The following is a 15,275-nucleotide window of genomic DNA, read 5'->3' on the forward strand; positions in this document are numbered from 1 at the left end:
TTACCCTTCGCTTTCCTTGATTTTTTCCGCGATTCGCAGTTTCGCACTGCGAGAACGATTATTTTCAGCTACTTCTTCCTCAGTTGGAAGAAGTGGTTTTCTTGTTATAAGTTTAAGTGTTGGTTGGAATTCTTCTGGTATCATCGGCAAACCTGGCGGCATCTCCTTCGGTGTGCTGTATTCCTTGAACATCGATTTCACGATGCGATCTTCTAAAGAGTGAAACGTGATGACACTCACACGTCCGTTGACTGCTAAAAGATGAATCGCTTGTTCAAGTGATTCTTCAATCACACCTAGCTCATCATTGACTGCAATGCGAATGGCTTGGAAAACCCGTTTTGCAGGGTGTCCGCCTTTTCTTCTTGCTGGCGCCGGAATGGCTGTTTTGATGATATCGACCAACTCACCCGTTGTTTCGATTGGATGATCTTGTCGCACCCGCTCGATTTCACGAGCGATTTGTTTCGAGAATTTTTCTTCTCCATAACGGAAGAAGATTTTGACTAATTGGTGGTAGTCGAATTGATTGACTACTTCATAGGCAGTCAATGTTGCAGTTTGATCCATCCGCATATCCAGCGGTGCATCTTGGTGGTAGCTAAAGCCGCGTTCGGCTTCATCTAATTGGGGTGAGGAAACACCTAAATCGTACAAAATCCCATCGACTCGGCTCACACCGTGTTGATGCAATGCTTCCTTTAAATAGCGGAAATTACTTTTAATGAACGTAACCATTCCTTTAGCAACATATGGTGCTAAACGTTCTTTCGCATGATCGATAGCAGTTTGGTCTTGATCAAAAGCAAAGAGATGTCCCTCTTCAGACAGTTGCGACAATAAATATTCACTATGACCGGCTCCACCTAATGTACAATCGACATAGACGCCTTCTGGACGAATCTTTAACCCATCAACGGTCTCCTGTAGCATAACGGTGTAGTGTTGAAAATCTGCCATGTGTTTTTTCCTCTTCCTATCAAGCCTATAAGCCAAAATCAATCATTGTTTCAGCAATTTCATCAAAGTTTTCTTCTGCTTCTTCAGAGAATGCTTGCCAACGCGTTTCATCCCAAATCTCGATTCGGTTTGAAACGCCGATGATCACACAGCTTTTGGTAAGGTCTGCATGATTTCTCAATGTAACAGGGATATTGATTCGTCCTTGTTTATCGATTTCGCACTCTGTTGCAGCAGAATAAAAGAAGCGGACAAATGTCCGAGCGTCCTTTTTCGCTAAAGGCATTTCGTTTAGTTTTTCTTCAAGTTTTTCCCATTCAGATAAGGGGTAGCCAAATAAACAGCCATCTAATCCACGTGTCACAACAAATTTTTCTCCGAGTTTTTCTCGTAGTTTTGAAGGGACGATTAGTCGGCCTTTTGCATCTATCGAATGTTGAAATTCACCCATAAACATCGATAAATAACCCCCGATCTCCACCTGATATTCACAGTCTACCACAATCCCCCACTTTCTACCACAAATTATATGAAATTTGAAAGGGAAGTTGTTTGACTTTTCTTTACCAAATGAGGAAAAAGAGGAAAACCGACTACTTAAAGTTTTTAAAAAAACTTTAAGTGAAAAAATGGGCGTTTATCAAGAGTCAAAACACTATAAGTAACTAACAATATTTAGAATGATCAAAACGACATGAAAAATGATCGTAAATAGAAAAATACTACGCCAATACATCTTTAAATAGCGACCATATTGGATCTCCTCATAGTAATATGCCTGAAAAACTGCCAGCAGAATCCCTAATAAAAAAATGGAGATCAAATAATACAATGTGATCGCTTGATCAAAAGTATACTTTGATAATTGATGAATCCCGACCATCAAAAACGGTACTGCTAAATCCGGTGCCTTCACGTGGTAACGATCATTCAAGGACAACGCGGAAACAATAAACCGACAGGCGAAATAGACGAGCACAGGGAAGATATACCAAAACAAAACGATTGGATTAAATCCAGACATACAGCAAAATCCTTTCTAACAACTAGTGTCACTATACTTTATTTTCTTTACATCCGTGTTTCAGTTCTTTTAAAAATCTGAGCTGGAATAAGACAGTCATGAAATTTTTTAAGGAGCCTCTTTGTTCACCAACTGACTTTTGAAAGTCTTGAAGAATGCATTTCTTTACCTATTAAAACAGAAGGGCGTATCTTCAACAAGTCTATCTTGCCATTCTAATGATTTTTTTTGTCCTGAAATTGAAAATTTCTTAATTTCTCCTTGGTTCAACTTGAGTTCTTGTGTATTTGAGGGTAAACTGTCACTAGAATAACTCTAAAAGGTGGATTAGAATGAACGAGAAAAAACCAAAAAGTACCTTTGCAAAAATCACGCAAGTCGTGATCTGGACCATGCTTATTCTCACTGTTGGCTCGATTTTCTTAGCAGCATACACAAGTATTATGGGTTAATCCTATTAAAAAAGTGCCCTTTTCCAAAATGATGGCTTCCATCTTTTGGAAAAGGGCACTTTTTTTACAGCAAGGGTGACACAAGGCGTGCCAAGCCTTCTTTGATTTTGATCGTCAGCTTTCTTTGCTGATACGCTTCGATCGTTAAGTGCTTGGAATCGATCGAATCCGCCAGAAACGCTTCCTTCGTTTGCGTTGCGAGTTGTGCATCATAGATGATCGTATTGACCTCAAAGTCTAAACGAAACGAACGAACATCGATATTTGCTGAACCAATCGAAACGAGCCCACTGTCAATGATCATCGTTTTTGCATGCATAAACCCTTTCTCATAAGTTTCGATGACTGCCCCAAAATGCAGCAGCTCAGCCGCAAAGGAATAGGTCGCCCAATATACCAAGGGATGATCCGGTTTGTTAGGGATTTGTATATGAACTTTCACCCCAGAAAGCAGTGCCAACTTCAAGGCATTGTGAATGGCTTCATCCGGAATATAATAAGGTGTTTGGATCAAGATTTCCTTTTTGGCTAAGTTGATCATTTTCAGATAGGTCATTTTGATTTCTTCATGTTCCGTATCAGGACCACTCGTGATGACTTGGGCTGCAATTGTCCCGACTTGTTTGATTTCAGGAAACAAGGAAGGATCATATTTGATCTCCAACGCATGTTGTGAATTCCAATCCATCAAAAACCGATTTTGCAGCGAATAGACAGCGGAACCGGCAATTCGCAAGTGATTGTCTCGCCAATAACCGAATTTTTCCACTTGCCCTAGATATTCATCTCCCACATTAAAACCGCCTGTATAGCCAATTTCTCCATCGATCACCACGATTTTCCGATGATTTCGATAATTGATTCGCGGATTGACATAAGGAACGAATAAAGGAAAGAAGAAGGCAATTTGACCGCCATGTAGACGCAACTCATCAAAAAACTTCAATGATACTTGGGTGCTGCCCCAAGCATCTAATAAGACTCTTACTTTTACGCCCCGCTTCGCCGCGCGCACCAGTGCCTCTTTGACTTCATTTCCCAATGTATCACTGCGATAAATGTAATATTCCATATGAATGTGATTTTTTGCCTGTTCGATATCCGCGATCAAGGCATCAAATTTCTGCCGTCCGTCAGTATAAAGCGTCATACTATTCGCTGTCGTATACAGGGATTGCCCAAAGACTGTCAACAGGTAGACCAGCTTCTGCACTTCTACCTGCGCGGTCGGCGGATGCGGAAACAGCTGACGAGCGAGGGCTTGTTTTTGTTCTTCTAATTCAACATTCAGCCCCACCTTTGCCTGTGAGCGCATATCAAAGATCTTTTCTTTAGAGATCCCTCTACCAAAGAAAAAGTAAAGCACAAAGCCAACGATTGGAATGAACATCAAGACCAAAAGCCAGGCCCACGTTTGAGCAGTCTGCCGCCTTTCTCTGAAAATGATAATGATTGATAACAAAATATTGACTATAAATAAAATGGTTACCAAATTATCCATTACAACCATTTCTCCACCTCTTCCCCGATTTCCCGCTACTAAAGCATATCAAAAAATAGTACCTAAAGTAAAGAAACACTGTGATGAAACAAAAAAAGCCGATCTTGACGATCGACTAAAAAAACATCGGTTTAGAATTTTAAGAAACGGCGCATTGATAAGACGGAACCAAGTGAACCGATCACGATCCCAATCAGCGCCATTACACCGCAAACTTGTAATAGAAACATATTTGGTGCAATTAAACTGTAATTTGAACGCAGTAAGGATGGATTGACCATTGCATAAACTTGGTGGTAGCCGAAGTACATTAATGCAATCGGAACGATCGAACCTAAGAGTCCGATCCAGCCGCCTTCAAGGAAGAATGGCCAACGAATGTATCCGTTTTTCGCCCCCACCAGACGCATGATCTGAATTTCTCTTTGACGAGACAAAATCGTGATCCGAATCGTATTAGAGATCAGGAACATTGCCACAAAAATCAATAAGACAGCAGCAGCTAAGCCCCAAGTCCGCACAGCAGCAGACAATTCAAAGATTCGGTCAGAAGAATCTCCGCCGTAATCGGCTTTGAAAACATTTGGCAATTCGCCAGCTTGCTCAGCGATCTCTGTCGTATACTCTGGATCTGTTGCACTGACGACAAACACGTTATACAGCGGATTGCTGTCGCCTTCGAACAAGTTCCATGAATCCCCCATTGCATCTTGGATCTTCTGCAATTCTTCGTCTCGGCTAGAAAATTTCACTTCTGAAACGTTCGGCAGATCATTTAAGGACTGTTCCAAAGCATCCATGTCTTCTTGTTCCGTACCAATATCAACGAAAACCGAAACGTCCACATTCTCGCGAATGTCTTCGGCTAGTTTTGTTGCATTTAAGATTACACCTAGAAAAATACCGACTAATGTCAGTGTGATCGTAACCGCACTCAATGACGCAATAGTCATCCAGCCGTTACGCTTTAAACTTTTGATACTCTCCAGGAGATGACGGAAAAATGTTCTAATCATCGTAACCATATTCTCCTTCCGCTTGGTCGCGAATAATGCGGCCATTTTCAATCGCGATCACGCGATGACGAATCGTATTTACGATCGTACTATTATGGGTCGCCATAACGACCGTTGTTCCTTGGGCATTGATCCGATCAAGCAGCTTCATGATTTCCCATGAGTTTTCAGGATCTAGATTCCCCGTTGGTTCATCCGCAATCAATACTTTCGGCGTATTTACGATGGCACGAGCAATCGACACCCGCTGTTGTTCCCCACCGGAAAGCTCACTTGGAAATACCCGCACCTTATGTTTCAGGCCGACCAAATCTAACACTTCCATCACCCGTTTTTTGATATCACGAGGTTTGCGGCCGATAACTTGCATTGCATAAGCAACATTTTCAAAGACCGTTTTCCGTGGTAAAAGTTTATAATCCTGAAAGACCACGCCGATTTCCCGACGCATCAATGGGATCTCGCGGTTTTTCATGCCGACCAAATCATATCCTGCGACATTCAAAACGCCTTTGGTTGCTTTTTCTTCCCGATACATCAATTTGATAAAGGTTGATTTACCGGCACCCGATGGGCCCACGACATAAACAAACTCTCCTTGATCAATTGAAATCGAAAGGTTACGGATAGCAGTCGTACCATTAGAGTACTTTTTCATTATATCTTTCATTTCTATCATACAGCTATCTCTCCATCTCAAATTTTCATTCTGGCTTATTATAGCATGAATATATTTCACCTTGCTTGCAACAGATTACAATTATGTTTCAATCTGTTTAAGTCACACAAGGTTATTTTTGATTCAGTTTCAGCTTCAAATACGCGTCGATAAAGCCATCCAAATCGCCATCCATGACTGCCTGTACATTCCCAGTTTCGAAATTCGTTCGGTGATCTTTGACCATCGAATAGGGATGGAAGACATAAGAACGGATTTGCGAGCCCCAACCAATTTCTAACTGCTCGCCTCGCAAGGCTGCTGCCTCTTGCTCTTTCTTTTCCACTTCTAATTGATACAGCTTGGCTTTCAACATCCCCATCGCTTGCTCACGGTTTTTCAATTGTGAGCGCTGGGCTTGGCTAGCAACGACCGTTCCTGTCGGAATATGGGTGATCCGCACAGCAGATTCGGTTTTGTTGATGTGCTGTCCACCCGCACCACTTGCGCGGTACGTATCGATTTTCAAATCATCTGAGTTGATTTCCACATCGATCGCCCCATCTAATTCTGGCATCACATCCACCGAGCAAAATGACGTGTGCCGTCTCTTGGCTGAATCAAAAGGTGAGATCCGAACTAAACGATGAACGCCTTTTTCCGATTTCAAATACCCATAGGCGTTGTGGCCTTTTACAAGTAAAGTGACACTTTTGATCCCCGCTTCATCACCAGCTTGATAGTCGAGGGTCTCTACTTGATACCCGTGTTGTTCGCAAAAACGAGTATACATCCGTAACAGCATGCTGCCCCAGTCTTGTGATTCGGTACCGCCTGCACCAGGATGAAGCTCGATGATGGCGTTATTTCGATCATAGGGTTCATCTAACAGCATCGACAATTCATAAGACGCCATTTTCTCGTTTAGCTTCGTGATCCGTGCTTCAAGTTCTGCTTCCATTTCTGGATCTGCTTCTTCTTGAATCATTTCCAACATCACTTCCAGCTCTTCCAATTCTTCTGCTAACTGATTGAACTGATCGTAGGTCTCTTTGTTGGCATTGTTTGCGTTAATGACTTGTTGAGCTTTTTCTGAGTCATCCCAAAAGGTGGGATCTGCCATTTGGTGTTCCGCTTCCGCAATGTCCTCTTCTAACTGATCTAAGTCAAAGAGACCCCCTAAAACTGATTATTTTTTCATTCATCTGGGTCAATTGATTCCGAATATCTGCGATTTCCATTAAAATTCCTTCTTTCTTTTTTTCTTACAAACGAAAGTAGACTGGACAAAAACGTCTGCCAGCCTACTCTCAACTTTTTCAAAACGTGTTACATATTTTTCCCGTGGCAATTCTTGAATTTTTTCCCGCTGCCGCATGGACAAGGATCGTTACGACCAACGTTTTTGAAACTTGGTGCTTGGGCAGCAGGTGCTTCTTCTACCCCTTGTGCTTCCCCTTGAGCAACTTGTTCCCGTTGAACGTTTTGACGAATCTCTGCCTTCATAAAGAGACGAGTTACTTCATATTCGATCGCTCCAACCATGTTCTCAAACATATTGAATCCTTCTGTTTGGTACTCAACTAATGGATTGTTTTGTCCATAAGCCCGTAACCCAACCGATTGACGCAGCTGATCCATAGCATCGATGTGGTCGGTCCACTTCGTATCGACAACTCGTAAGATGACGACTTTTTCAAATTCCAGTAATTGTTCTGGACTATTAAGTTGTGCTTTCTTTTGTTCAAAGACTTCTTCTGCCCGTTGGTTTAGGTAGTCTTTGATCTCTTGAGCTGATTTGCCCTTGATGTCCTCGATACTGATAGTATCTTCATGAACAAGTGCATTCGCCGCAAAATCAACGATTCCTTCGTAGTTCCAATTGCTTTCTTCTAATTGCGTATGACTGTCGACGACTCGGCTGATGGAACGTTTCACCATATTCATTAATTGTGGTGAAAGATCCGTTTCTTCCATGATCACTTCTTGACGTTGTCCGTAAATAACTTCCCGCTGTTCTCGCATCACGTCATCGTATTGCAAGACGTTTTTCCGAGTATCGTAGTTATTGCCTTCCACTCGTCGTTGGGCAGATTCTACTTGTTTTGAAAGCATCTTGCTTTGGATCACGGCGTCGCCTTCATCGATCTTCATCCGATCCAAGAACACTTTGATTCGTTCAGAACCAAAACGCTTCATTAAATCATCTTCTAACGACAAGTAAAATTGCGACATCCCTGGATCTCCTTGACGTCCCGCACGTCCCCGCAACTGATTATCGATCCGTCGTGATTCATGACGCTCAGTACCGATAACTGCCAAGCCGCCTAGTTCTGCAACACCAAGACCTAACTTGATATCCGTTCCCCGACCAGCCATATTGGTCGCGATCGTTACAGCACCTTTTTGTCCCGCATTCAAAATGATTTCTGCTTCTTTAAAGTGATTCTTGGCATTCAATACTTCATGAGGAACTTTCTCACGATCAAGCATCGATGACAGTAATTCAGAAGTCTCAACAGCGACCGTCCCTACAAGCACGGGTTGTCCTTTGCGGTGACGCTCTTTGATGTCTTGAACGACTGCTTGGAATTTGCTCGTAAGCGTTGGATAAAGCAAGTCCGCACGATCATCCCGTAAGATTGGTTTGTTTGTAGGAATCTGAATGACTTGCATGTTATAGATTTCTCGAAACTCTTCTTCTTCCGTTTTTGCTGTACCGGTCATCCCAGACAGTTTTTTGTACATCCGGAAGTAGTTCTGGAATGTGATCGTCGCCATCGTTTTGGTTTCATCTTCGATTTCGACACTTTCTTTCGCTTCGATCGCTTGATGGAGCCCATCAGAATATCGGCGACCATCCATGATCCGACCTGTAAATTGGTCAACGATCATTACTTTCCCATCTTGCACGACATAATCGATATCGCGAATCATAATGTAATTCGCTCGTAGTGCTTGATCCAAGTGATGGGTCAATGCCGTGTTTTCAATATCATACAAGTTTTCTAAGCCGAAGGTCTCTTCCGCTTTTTCGATCCCACGTTCTGTCAAACCGATCGTTTTTGATTGGATATCGATTTTGTAGTCTTCTTCTTCCGTCAAGCGTTTGACAAAATTGTCGACCCGATTGTAAAGCGCAGTTGATTTTTCTGCTTGTCCTGAAATGATCAACGGTGTTCTCGCTTCATCGATCAAGATCGAATCGACCTCATCGACGATGGCATAGTTTAATGGACGCTGTACCATTTGATGACGGTAAACCACCATGTTGTCCCGCAAATAATCAAACCCTAATTCATTGTTTGTACTATAAGTGATGTCACAAGCATATGCCGCACGTTTTTCTTCTGCTGATTTTGAGTTAATGTTCAAGCCGACCGTCAACCCTAAAAAGTTGTACAGCTCCCCCATCTCAGTCGAGTCACGAGTTGCCAAGTATTCATTGACAGTTACGACGTGGACACCTTGACCGCTCAAAGCATTCAAATAAACAGGTAATGTCGCAGTCAAGGTTTTCCCTTCACCCGTACGCATCTCTGGGATATTCCCATCATGCAAGACGATCCCACCCATTAATTGGACGTGGTAAGGATAAAGGCCCAAAACGCGTTTTGCAGCTTCACGTACTACTGCAAAGGCTTCAGGTAATAATTTATCCAAAGTCTCTCCCTCTTGGAAACGACGACGAAATTCATCGGTTTTCCCGCGTAATTGTTCATCAGATAAAGCGGCCATTTCATCCGCATGTGATTCAACTTGATTCGCAATATGGTCAAGACGTTTTAATTCTTTTTTGTCGTTTTCGATTAATTTTCTAAAAAAATTGGCCATACCTTAATAATTCTCCTTTTACTTCTGCATTATCCTAGCTGGAAACTCTCCTAACTATTTTAGCACTAGTTCACCATAAATGAAATATTTTTCGATAGAACTATCGCATCAATCTTGCGTGATAAACGGATTCTTAACCTTTTTTCACAGATTTTAAAGAAACGCGGGAAAAAAAACACGCAACAAGCCATTGATCGGCGCTGAAAGTCCAGCACACGCCCAAACGTCTTGTTGCGAAGGTTTGCAAATTATGCCGTTTTAAAACGGGTTTTTAAGAAAGCTAAGAAGAGCATCAGTAGCATGCCTAAAGACTGAATCCCGATCATCAAGACGATATCAGCGCCAATAAATCCTGCCAACATCGCAACGAGAGAGCCTGCCCCCAGTGCATTTAAAATCACGTTCGTACTTTCTTTGAAGCTGCCGATTGTCGATAGTCGTGATTTTTTCGTCAACCAAAGGAAAAACGCTGCGCCTATGACTAGAATACTATTCATTGCCACCAATAAAAATGCCACTGTGATCGTCTGACTGAAGAAAATCGCTGTCTCGTTGTTGCGATAGAAGCCGTCTTCGATTGCTTTTTGAAACGAAGCCGCATCATCTACTTGATCAGGTGCCATTTCCGCCGTGTAACGCATTTCATAGTGATAAGTTTGTCCATCGATTTCTTCTTTGATGGTCCAGTCTGTTTCCCGAAAATTGATGGCGTATTTTGCTTTTTCAAGAGCCGCTTCTGAAAGCGCAACGCCTATGATCCCCGCTTCTGTTTGGGAAAAGACTTGTGACTCATCCGCTAAAAGTTTGCCATCTTCCAGCTGCAACTCATTGTATTTTGCTGCCGTTTCTGCCGTCACGAGTGTTTTTGCATGGGGAAAAAATGCCGCAAAGGCTTGATCCGTTTGCTTGCTGATCATTAAGGTCAACGGGATCATCAGCAAGGACATCAAGAAAACATAGACGAACACTTGCTGCCAGCGATTTAATTTTTTACGCCATGCATAGACTTTTGTTGGAGAAAAAATGGCCCCAAAGTACGTTAAGGGAAATCGTTGTTCAGACATCCTATCATTCCTATCCTTTTGTTCCGCCAGAGGTCAAACCTGAAACAAAGTATTTTTGTAAGAAGAAAAACAGTGCAGCGATCGGTACGGCGATCAAAATCGCCCCTGCCGCAAAGAGTGCGACCCGTTGGTTACGGGCATCATTGATAAAGGTTTGTAGCCCGACTGCGACGGTCAAACGCTCTTGTGAGCGAAGCAAGAATCGCGCCAGCAAGAATTCGCCGAATGGTCCCATAAAGGCCCACAATGCTTGGACGGCAACCATTGGTTTTACGAGGGGCAAAACGATTTGCCAAAAGATACGAAAATGCCCTGCACCATCAAGTTTTGCTGATTCATCCAAGTCGATGGGTACCGTATCAAAGTACCCCTTCATCAGCCAAGTATTCATCGGAATCCCACCACCGATATAAATCAGTGTCAAGAACCAGAAGCTATCTAGACCGTTTGCTAATAAGCCCATAACATAAAAAGCGGTCAACGCCGACATTGTCGGTACCATTTGAACGATCAAGAACACCATCAGACTACTTTTACGACCAGCAAAACGGTAACGACTGTAAGTATACCCTGCTAACGTTACGATCATTACTTGAATGATCATCGTCGAAACGGCCACGATCAAGGTGTTTTTATACCATGTCAAATACGGGGTTTCATTGAATAAACGTCGAAAGTTGTTCAATGTCCAATCCGCATCAAAATCTAAGCGAAAAGCGATCATGTTCCCTGCCTTGAAGGCTGAGGTTGCGGTAATCAACAAGGGATAGATGATAATGATCGATAACGCGATCATAAACAAGTAGGTAAATAATTTGCTGAAAGAAAACTTCTTCTTTTTCATCCTCAATCCTCCATATTAAATGCATTCGTCTTTTTAAACACCAGTAATGAAATGGAGATCACCACAAAGGAAATGATCAAGGTCAATGCAGAAGCAATCGAATATTGTGGTGAGCCGCCGGTCGTCAGTTTGTAGATCCATGAAATCAAAATATCTGTCGATCCAGCATTTCCGCCTAAACTCCCTGGTCCACCTTCGTTAAATAGATAGATCATCGAGAAGTTATTAAAGTTCCCTGTATATTGCGTAACGAAGGTTGGGGCTGCTACCAAAAAGATTGCCGGCAGCGTAATGTTCCGAAAACGCTGCAACGCATTGGCTCCATCCATTTTTGCTGCTTCATACAAATCTTCGGAAATGGATTGTAAAATCCCCGAAACCATTACATAGATGTAAGGAAACCCTAACCAACCCTGAATCAAAATAATCGCCGTTTTCGTCCAAAACGGATCAGTCTTCCAAGCAATGTTCCCAATATCCACAAAAGGCAGATTGTTCAATAGCGGGATCACCTGCGTATTGATCGCTCCTGCGGTATCATTAAACATATTTGAAAAACTCATGATTGTGATAAACGCTGGCACCGCCCAAGGAAGCAAGAAAATCACCCCAAAGACGCGACGAAACTTCACAAATTTTTGGTTGGCAACAACTGCTGTCAGTATGCCGAGTGTAATTTGCAAGGTGGTTGCTAAAACGGTCCAAATCACCGTCCAACTGAATACTTTTACAAAGGTGTCGCGGTAAGAACTTAAGGTGAAGATATTCGTGAAATTCGAAAAACCGATCCAGTCGATTAAGTTTGCTGGCGGAATGTGTCGAAAATCATAGTTGGTAAATGCCATAAAGAGCGTCACCATTACTGGAAAAATAATTGCTACGATCATTACCAAGTAGGCAGGGATCGTCAGTAAGTACGCGAACCCATCTTCGTATAATTTTTTGAAAAATTCTTTTCTCGTAACAGCTACCGGGAAGCCTTTTTCAATGCTTTGCCGAACCTGATAAGCATCTTTGATATTTAAAACCCAAAAGATAATGAAAATAACGGTAACGATGACCTGCAGTGTTCCTTCAATCAACAAGAACAAAGAGTTGTCTTCCATCGGTACTGATCCGAGTGTGACAAAGTTATAAAGTGCTTGTCCACCAAACAAAAGCATTTCGACCAGAAAAATCAGAAAGGCTGCAAAAAAGAGACCCGCTTTGAATTTCTGACCATTTTTGAATTGTCCCCCACCAGGGATGATTGAAAGAAGCGCTGTCTGCATGGCTTGTGAATTCGTCCTCATATGTATCCTCCTTAAAATCGAAAGTCTGCCAAGCGGCCGACGATCGATAGAAAACAATCTCGTCAAGCAATTTCTTGCGTGCTACGTTGCAAGGAATCCTTTTGACAAACATCCTCTATAGAATCGTCGACATGAATGACAGACCGTAATCGGCTAATTATTAGTATTTCTGCTCAATCGCTTCTTCGATTGTTTTGGCAGCATTATCCGCTGCTTCTTGAGGAGTCATATTGCCTGAACCTGCATCAAACAGCATGTTTTCAGCCCCTACCCAAACCTCAGACATTTCAGGGATATTTGGCATTGGTTGTGAAACACTGTATTGCTCAATCACTGCTTTTGCTACTGGATCATCAGAAGCAGCGACTGTTTCTTGAGCCATAATGTTCGCTGGAATATCATGACGCATGTCATACAATTTCTCTTGATTGGCTTCGTTGGTCAAATACTCGACAAATTGTTGAGAAACGTCTTTGTTTTGTGAGTAGTTAGATACCACCCACGCTTTTCCGCCGCCAAATGTTTCATAATCATTGCCATTGCTCAGCGTTGGGATTTTCGCTACACCATAGTTGATGCCTGCTTCTTCAAAGCCGTTCACGCCCCATGGTCCATAAATGATAGCTGCTGTTTTGCCTTGATTGAAGTAATCCAACATCAAGTTTTCGTTGGCTGATACATCAAGCATTCCTTGCGGCCAGACATTTTGGAACCAATCAGTTGCATACGTGATTGCTTCAACAGAACCTTCATTGTTCAGCCCTAGATCAGATGGATCTGTTCCTTCATCACCAAAGACATACCCGCCATGCCCCGCTAATAGACCATACGTATAATAAAAGTCCGTCCAACGAGCTAAGAAACCAACATTGTCATCGCCTTCTGCAAAACGATCATCTTTTGCTAGTTCTTCTAAATCAGAAAAAGTTGCTGGTGCTTCATCGATCAAGTCTTTGTTGTAGAACATGACAACCGCTTCGATCATTGCTGGTGCGCCATAGATCTTATCATCGATGGTCACTTGTTGCTTGTCTGTATCGCTGTACCGTCCATCATCTGGCAAAGTCATTTCTGCCAAATGCCCTTGGGAGCCTACTTGACCCACACGGTCATAAGGAGACATCGTAACATCTGGGCCTTTCCCAGCAGGACCGTCTAGTTGAAGCGCATCCATTTGATCGAACATGTCCATTTCCACAACGTTGATGGTGACATCATTTTCAGATTCAAAGTCAGATTTCACTTCATTGATATAATCAATATAGTCTGCGCCTACAGAGACCGTGATCGTTTTTTCATCGCTACCTGAACCTGCATCTGCATTACTACCATCGGTACTACCGCCGTTGCCGCCACATGCTGCAAGCGCTAACAATGCACTTCCTGAAACTAATCCTAGAGCTGCCTTTTTCCAATTCACTTTCATCCTGTTTACCTCCTGCAATTTGTAACTCTATTATGCAACCGGTTTCTTAAAATGGCAAACATTTTCTAAATGTTAGCGATAACAAAAATTGAAAAAGCCTTTAAATTAAGATATTGAGGAATTGAAAAGAAATTACGCAACCATTTGCTTAATTTTTCACCTTGTGGATTCACGAACCATGAGTTGCGGTAAAAAGCGCTGTTGTCGCAGGCTCGTATCGTTCTGTTCAATTTTTTGAATCAGTAATTCACCACAAGCTTCGCCCATCTCAACGATGGCTTGCTTCATAGTCGTCAACTTGGGCGAGCTGACCTGATCCAGGAATACCCCATCGTAGCCGACAATCCCAAAATCCTTTGGTATCTGCGCGCCAATCGACTGCAAGCCTTGATTGATGCCTAGTGCCAAACGATCCGTCGCACAAATAAAACAAGTATTTTCCGCAAATTGCTCCTTCTGTGCTGTGATAAAGGTGCGGGCTGCGGAAGAACGGTTCTCAAAACGATGGATTTTTGGTGCTTGTCCTGTTTTTGTGACTGTATCTATGTACCCTTTTTCTCGGCTTTTCGTAAATGCTTCTTCCAACTCTAAACCAATATAGACCAAGTGTTGATAGCCAGTATCGAGGGCGTGTTTACAAGCAGAAACGATCCCTTGGTAGTTGTCACTATCAACAAAGCTGAATCCAGCTTCATTTTCACCAAATAGAACGACGGGTTTCTTTAAATTTTTTATCCAGTCCATATCCTTTTGGCGAAATCCCGTAATGATACAACCATCTGCTGGGCCACGATCCACCCCATCCGTCGTAACCAGCTGCAACGAATAATGCGCTTTGCCGATGGAACGAGCGATCCCCACTAATAAATTCATATAGTATGGCTCCGTCGTGTCCATCTCCTCTAAGATATACACTTTGATGATATGAGAACGCTTGGAAACTAATGATTTGGCAGCAATATTCGGTTGATAATCCAGTTCTAGCATTGCTTGATGAACGAGCTGCTTTAGCTCTTCGGTCACTTTATCTGGATGGTTGATCACTCGAGAAACGGTCATTGCGGAAACATTTGCTTTTTTGGCGACATCTGCTAACGTAGTCATGATTCACTCTCCCTGTATGATTTCATCTATAGTATAACACAATAAAACAAAAGAGAAACAAAGCCAACTTTTATATAGAAAGATTTCTTGCTTCATTCCA

At 42.5% G+C, this 15,275-nt stretch carries 13 protein-coding genes and 2 pseudogenes; 1 reads left to right on the top strand and 14 read right to left on the bottom strand.

Annotated elements, in window-relative coordinates:
• From rsmH to IGI71_RS12680, 3 genes are all read right to left on the bottom strand, one after another.
• Positions 1 to 960: a 16S rRNA (cytosine(1402)-N(4))-methyltransferase RsmH gene (gene rsmH, locus IGI71_RS12670; protein WP_430615775.1), complete on the bottom strand. Its 960-nt coding sequence runs from the start codon at positions 958 to 960 to the stop codon at positions 1 to 3.
• 25 nt (positions 961 to 985) lie between these two features.
• Entirely contained in the window at positions 986 to 1,417 is a 432-nt protein-coding gene (gene mraZ / locus IGI71_RS12675; protein ID WP_005228792.1) for a division/cell wall cluster transcriptional repressor MraZ, read from the bottom strand.
• Positions 1,418 to 1,615: 198 nt separating this feature from the next.
• Positions 1,616 to 1,984: a DUF3397 domain-containing protein gene (locus IGI71_RS12680; protein WP_005228786.1), complete on the bottom strand. Its 369-nt coding sequence runs from the start codon at positions 1,982 to 1,984 to the stop codon at positions 1,616 to 1,618.
• Between the two features lie 332 nt (positions 1,985 to 2,316).
• Between IGI71_RS12680 and IGI71_RS12685 the strand changes: the two genes are divergently transcribed.
• Positions 2,317 to 2,436: a DUF4044 domain-containing protein gene (locus IGI71_RS12685; protein ID WP_005237290.1), complete on the top strand. Its 120-nt coding sequence runs from the start codon at positions 2,317 to 2,319 to the stop codon at positions 2,434 to 2,436.
• A 64-nt stretch (positions 2,437 to 2,500) separates the two neighbouring features.
• Here IGI71_RS12685 and cls read toward each other — a convergent pair whose 3' ends face one another.
• The 11 genes and pseudogenes from cls to IGI71_RS12740 all read right to left on the bottom strand — a co-directional run bounded on the left by cls (position 2,501) and on the right by IGI71_RS12740 (position 15,175).
• Positions 2,501 to 3,946, bottom strand: a complete 1,446-nt coding sequence (gene cls / locus IGI71_RS12690) for a cardiolipin synthase (RefSeq protein WP_231434752.1) — start codon at positions 3,944 to 3,946, stop codon at positions 2,501 to 2,503.
• 122 nt (positions 3,947 to 4,068) lie between these two features.
• The gene (gene ftsX / locus IGI71_RS12695) at positions 4,069 to 4,953 is read right to left on the bottom strand and encodes a permease-like cell division protein FtsX (RefSeq protein WP_010749773.1); all 885 of its coding nucleotides are present in this window, start codon (positions 4,951 to 4,953) and stop codon (positions 4,069 to 4,071) included.
• A complete protein-coding gene (gene ftsE / locus IGI71_RS12700) occupies positions 4,946 to 5,632 on the bottom strand; it encodes a cell division ATP-binding protein FtsE (protein WP_005228783.1) in 687 nt (228 codons plus the stop codon). The genes ftsX and ftsE overlap by 8 nt, the downstream gene beginning before the upstream one ends.
• 112 nt (positions 5,633 to 5,744) lie before the next feature.
• Positions 5,745 to 6,852 (bottom strand): peptide chain release factor 2 gene (prfB, locus tag IGI71_RS12705; RefSeq protein WP_100214389.1). Its coding sequence is split into 2 segments (ribosomal slippage): positions 5,745 to 6,779 and positions 6,781 to 6,852, totalling 1,107 coding nucleotides; the frame shifts between segments, so codons are not numbered across the junction.
• 88 nt (positions 6,853 to 6,940) lie between these two features.
• A pseudogene (locus IGI71_RS12710) lies at positions 6,941 to 7,015 on the bottom strand (SEC-C metal-binding domain-containing protein); the annotation flags it as partial.
• Between the two features lie 45 nt (positions 7,016 to 7,060).
• Positions 7,061 to 9,445 (bottom strand): annotated as a pseudogene (gene secA, locus IGI71_RS12715) (preprotein translocase subunit SecA); the annotation flags it as partial.
• A gap of 248 nt (positions 9,446 to 9,693) precedes the next feature.
• Positions 9,694 to 10,509 carry a DUF1189 family protein gene (locus IGI71_RS12720; protein WP_010749776.1) on the bottom strand — a complete coding sequence of 272 codons (816 nt, stop codon included), beginning with the start codon at positions 10,507 to 10,509 and terminating at the stop codon, positions 9,694 to 9,696.
• 10 nt (positions 10,510 to 10,519) lie between these two features.
• Complete coding sequence (locus IGI71_RS12725; RefSeq protein ID WP_016608756.1) at positions 10,520 to 11,353, bottom strand: sugar ABC transporter permease; 834 nt, start codon at positions 11,351 to 11,353, stop codon at positions 10,520 to 10,522.
• A 2-nt stretch (positions 11,354 to 11,355) separates the two neighbouring features.
• On the bottom strand, positions 11,356 to 12,645 hold the full coding sequence (locus tag IGI71_RS12730) for a carbohydrate ABC transporter permease (protein ID WP_010749778.1): 1,290 nt from the start codon (positions 12,643 to 12,645) through the stop codon (positions 11,356 to 11,358).
• A gap of 160 nt (positions 12,646 to 12,805) precedes the next feature.
• Complete coding sequence (locus IGI71_RS12735; protein ID WP_086337986.1) at positions 12,806 to 14,071, bottom strand: extracellular solute-binding protein; 1,266 nt, start codon at positions 14,069 to 14,071, stop codon at positions 12,806 to 12,808.
• A 156-nt stretch (positions 14,072 to 14,227) separates the two neighbouring features.
• Entirely contained in the window at positions 14,228 to 15,175 is a 948-nt protein-coding gene (locus tag IGI71_RS12740; protein ID WP_231434753.1) for a LacI family DNA-binding transcriptional regulator, read from the bottom strand.
• Between the last annotated feature and the right edge of the window lie 100 nt (positions 15,176 to 15,275).

This window comes from Enterococcus sp. DIV1279b (assembly GCF_050531515.1).
Classification (GTDB): domain Bacteria; phylum Bacillota; class Bacilli; order Lactobacillales; family Enterococcaceae; genus Enterococcus_D; species Enterococcus_D casseliflavus.

Bases quoted from the DNA above. Each gene is read 5' to 3' on its own strand.
- rsmH (WP_430615775.1), bottom strand. From the start codon at position 960: ATGGCAGATTTTCAACACTACACCGTTATGCTACAGGAGACCGTTGAT.
- mraZ (WP_005228792.1), bottom strand. From the start codon at position 1,417: ATGTTTATGGGTGAATTTCAACATTCGATAGATGCAAAAGGCCGACTA.
- IGI71_RS12680 (WP_005228786.1), bottom strand. From the start codon at position 1,984: ATGTCTGGATTTAATCCAATCGTTTTGTTTTGGTATATCTTCCCTGTG.
- IGI71_RS12685 (WP_005237290.1), top strand. From the start codon at position 2,317: ATGAACGAGAAAAAACCAAAAAGTACCTTTGCAAAAATCACGCAAGTC.
- cls (WP_231434752.1), bottom strand. From the start codon at position 3,946: ATGGTTGTAATGGATAATTTGGTAACCATTTTATTTATAGTCAATATT.
- ftsX (WP_010749773.1), bottom strand. From the start codon at position 4,953: ATGATTAGAACATTTTTCCGTCATCTCCTGGAGAGTATCAAAAGTTTA.
- ftsE (WP_005228783.1), bottom strand. From the start codon at position 5,632: ATGATAGAAATGAAAGATATAATGAAAAAGTACTCTAATGGTACGACT.
- IGI71_RS12720 (WP_010749776.1), bottom strand. From the start codon at position 10,509: ATGTCTGAACAACGATTTCCCTTAACGTACTTTGGGGCCATTTTTTCT.
- IGI71_RS12725 (WP_016608756.1), bottom strand. From the start codon at position 11,353: ATGAAAAAGAAGAAGTTTTCTTTCAGCAAATTATTTACCTACTTGTTT.
- IGI71_RS12730 (WP_010749778.1), bottom strand. From the start codon at position 12,645: ATGAGGACGAATTCACAAGCCATGCAGACAGCGCTTCTTTCAATCATC.
- IGI71_RS12735 (WP_086337986.1), bottom strand. From the start codon at position 14,071: ATGAAAGTGAATTGGAAAAAGGCAGCTCTAGGATTAGTTTCAGGAAGT.
- IGI71_RS12740 (WP_231434753.1), bottom strand. From the start codon at position 15,175: ATGACTACGTTAGCAGATGTCGCCAAAAAAGCAAATGTTTCCGCAATG.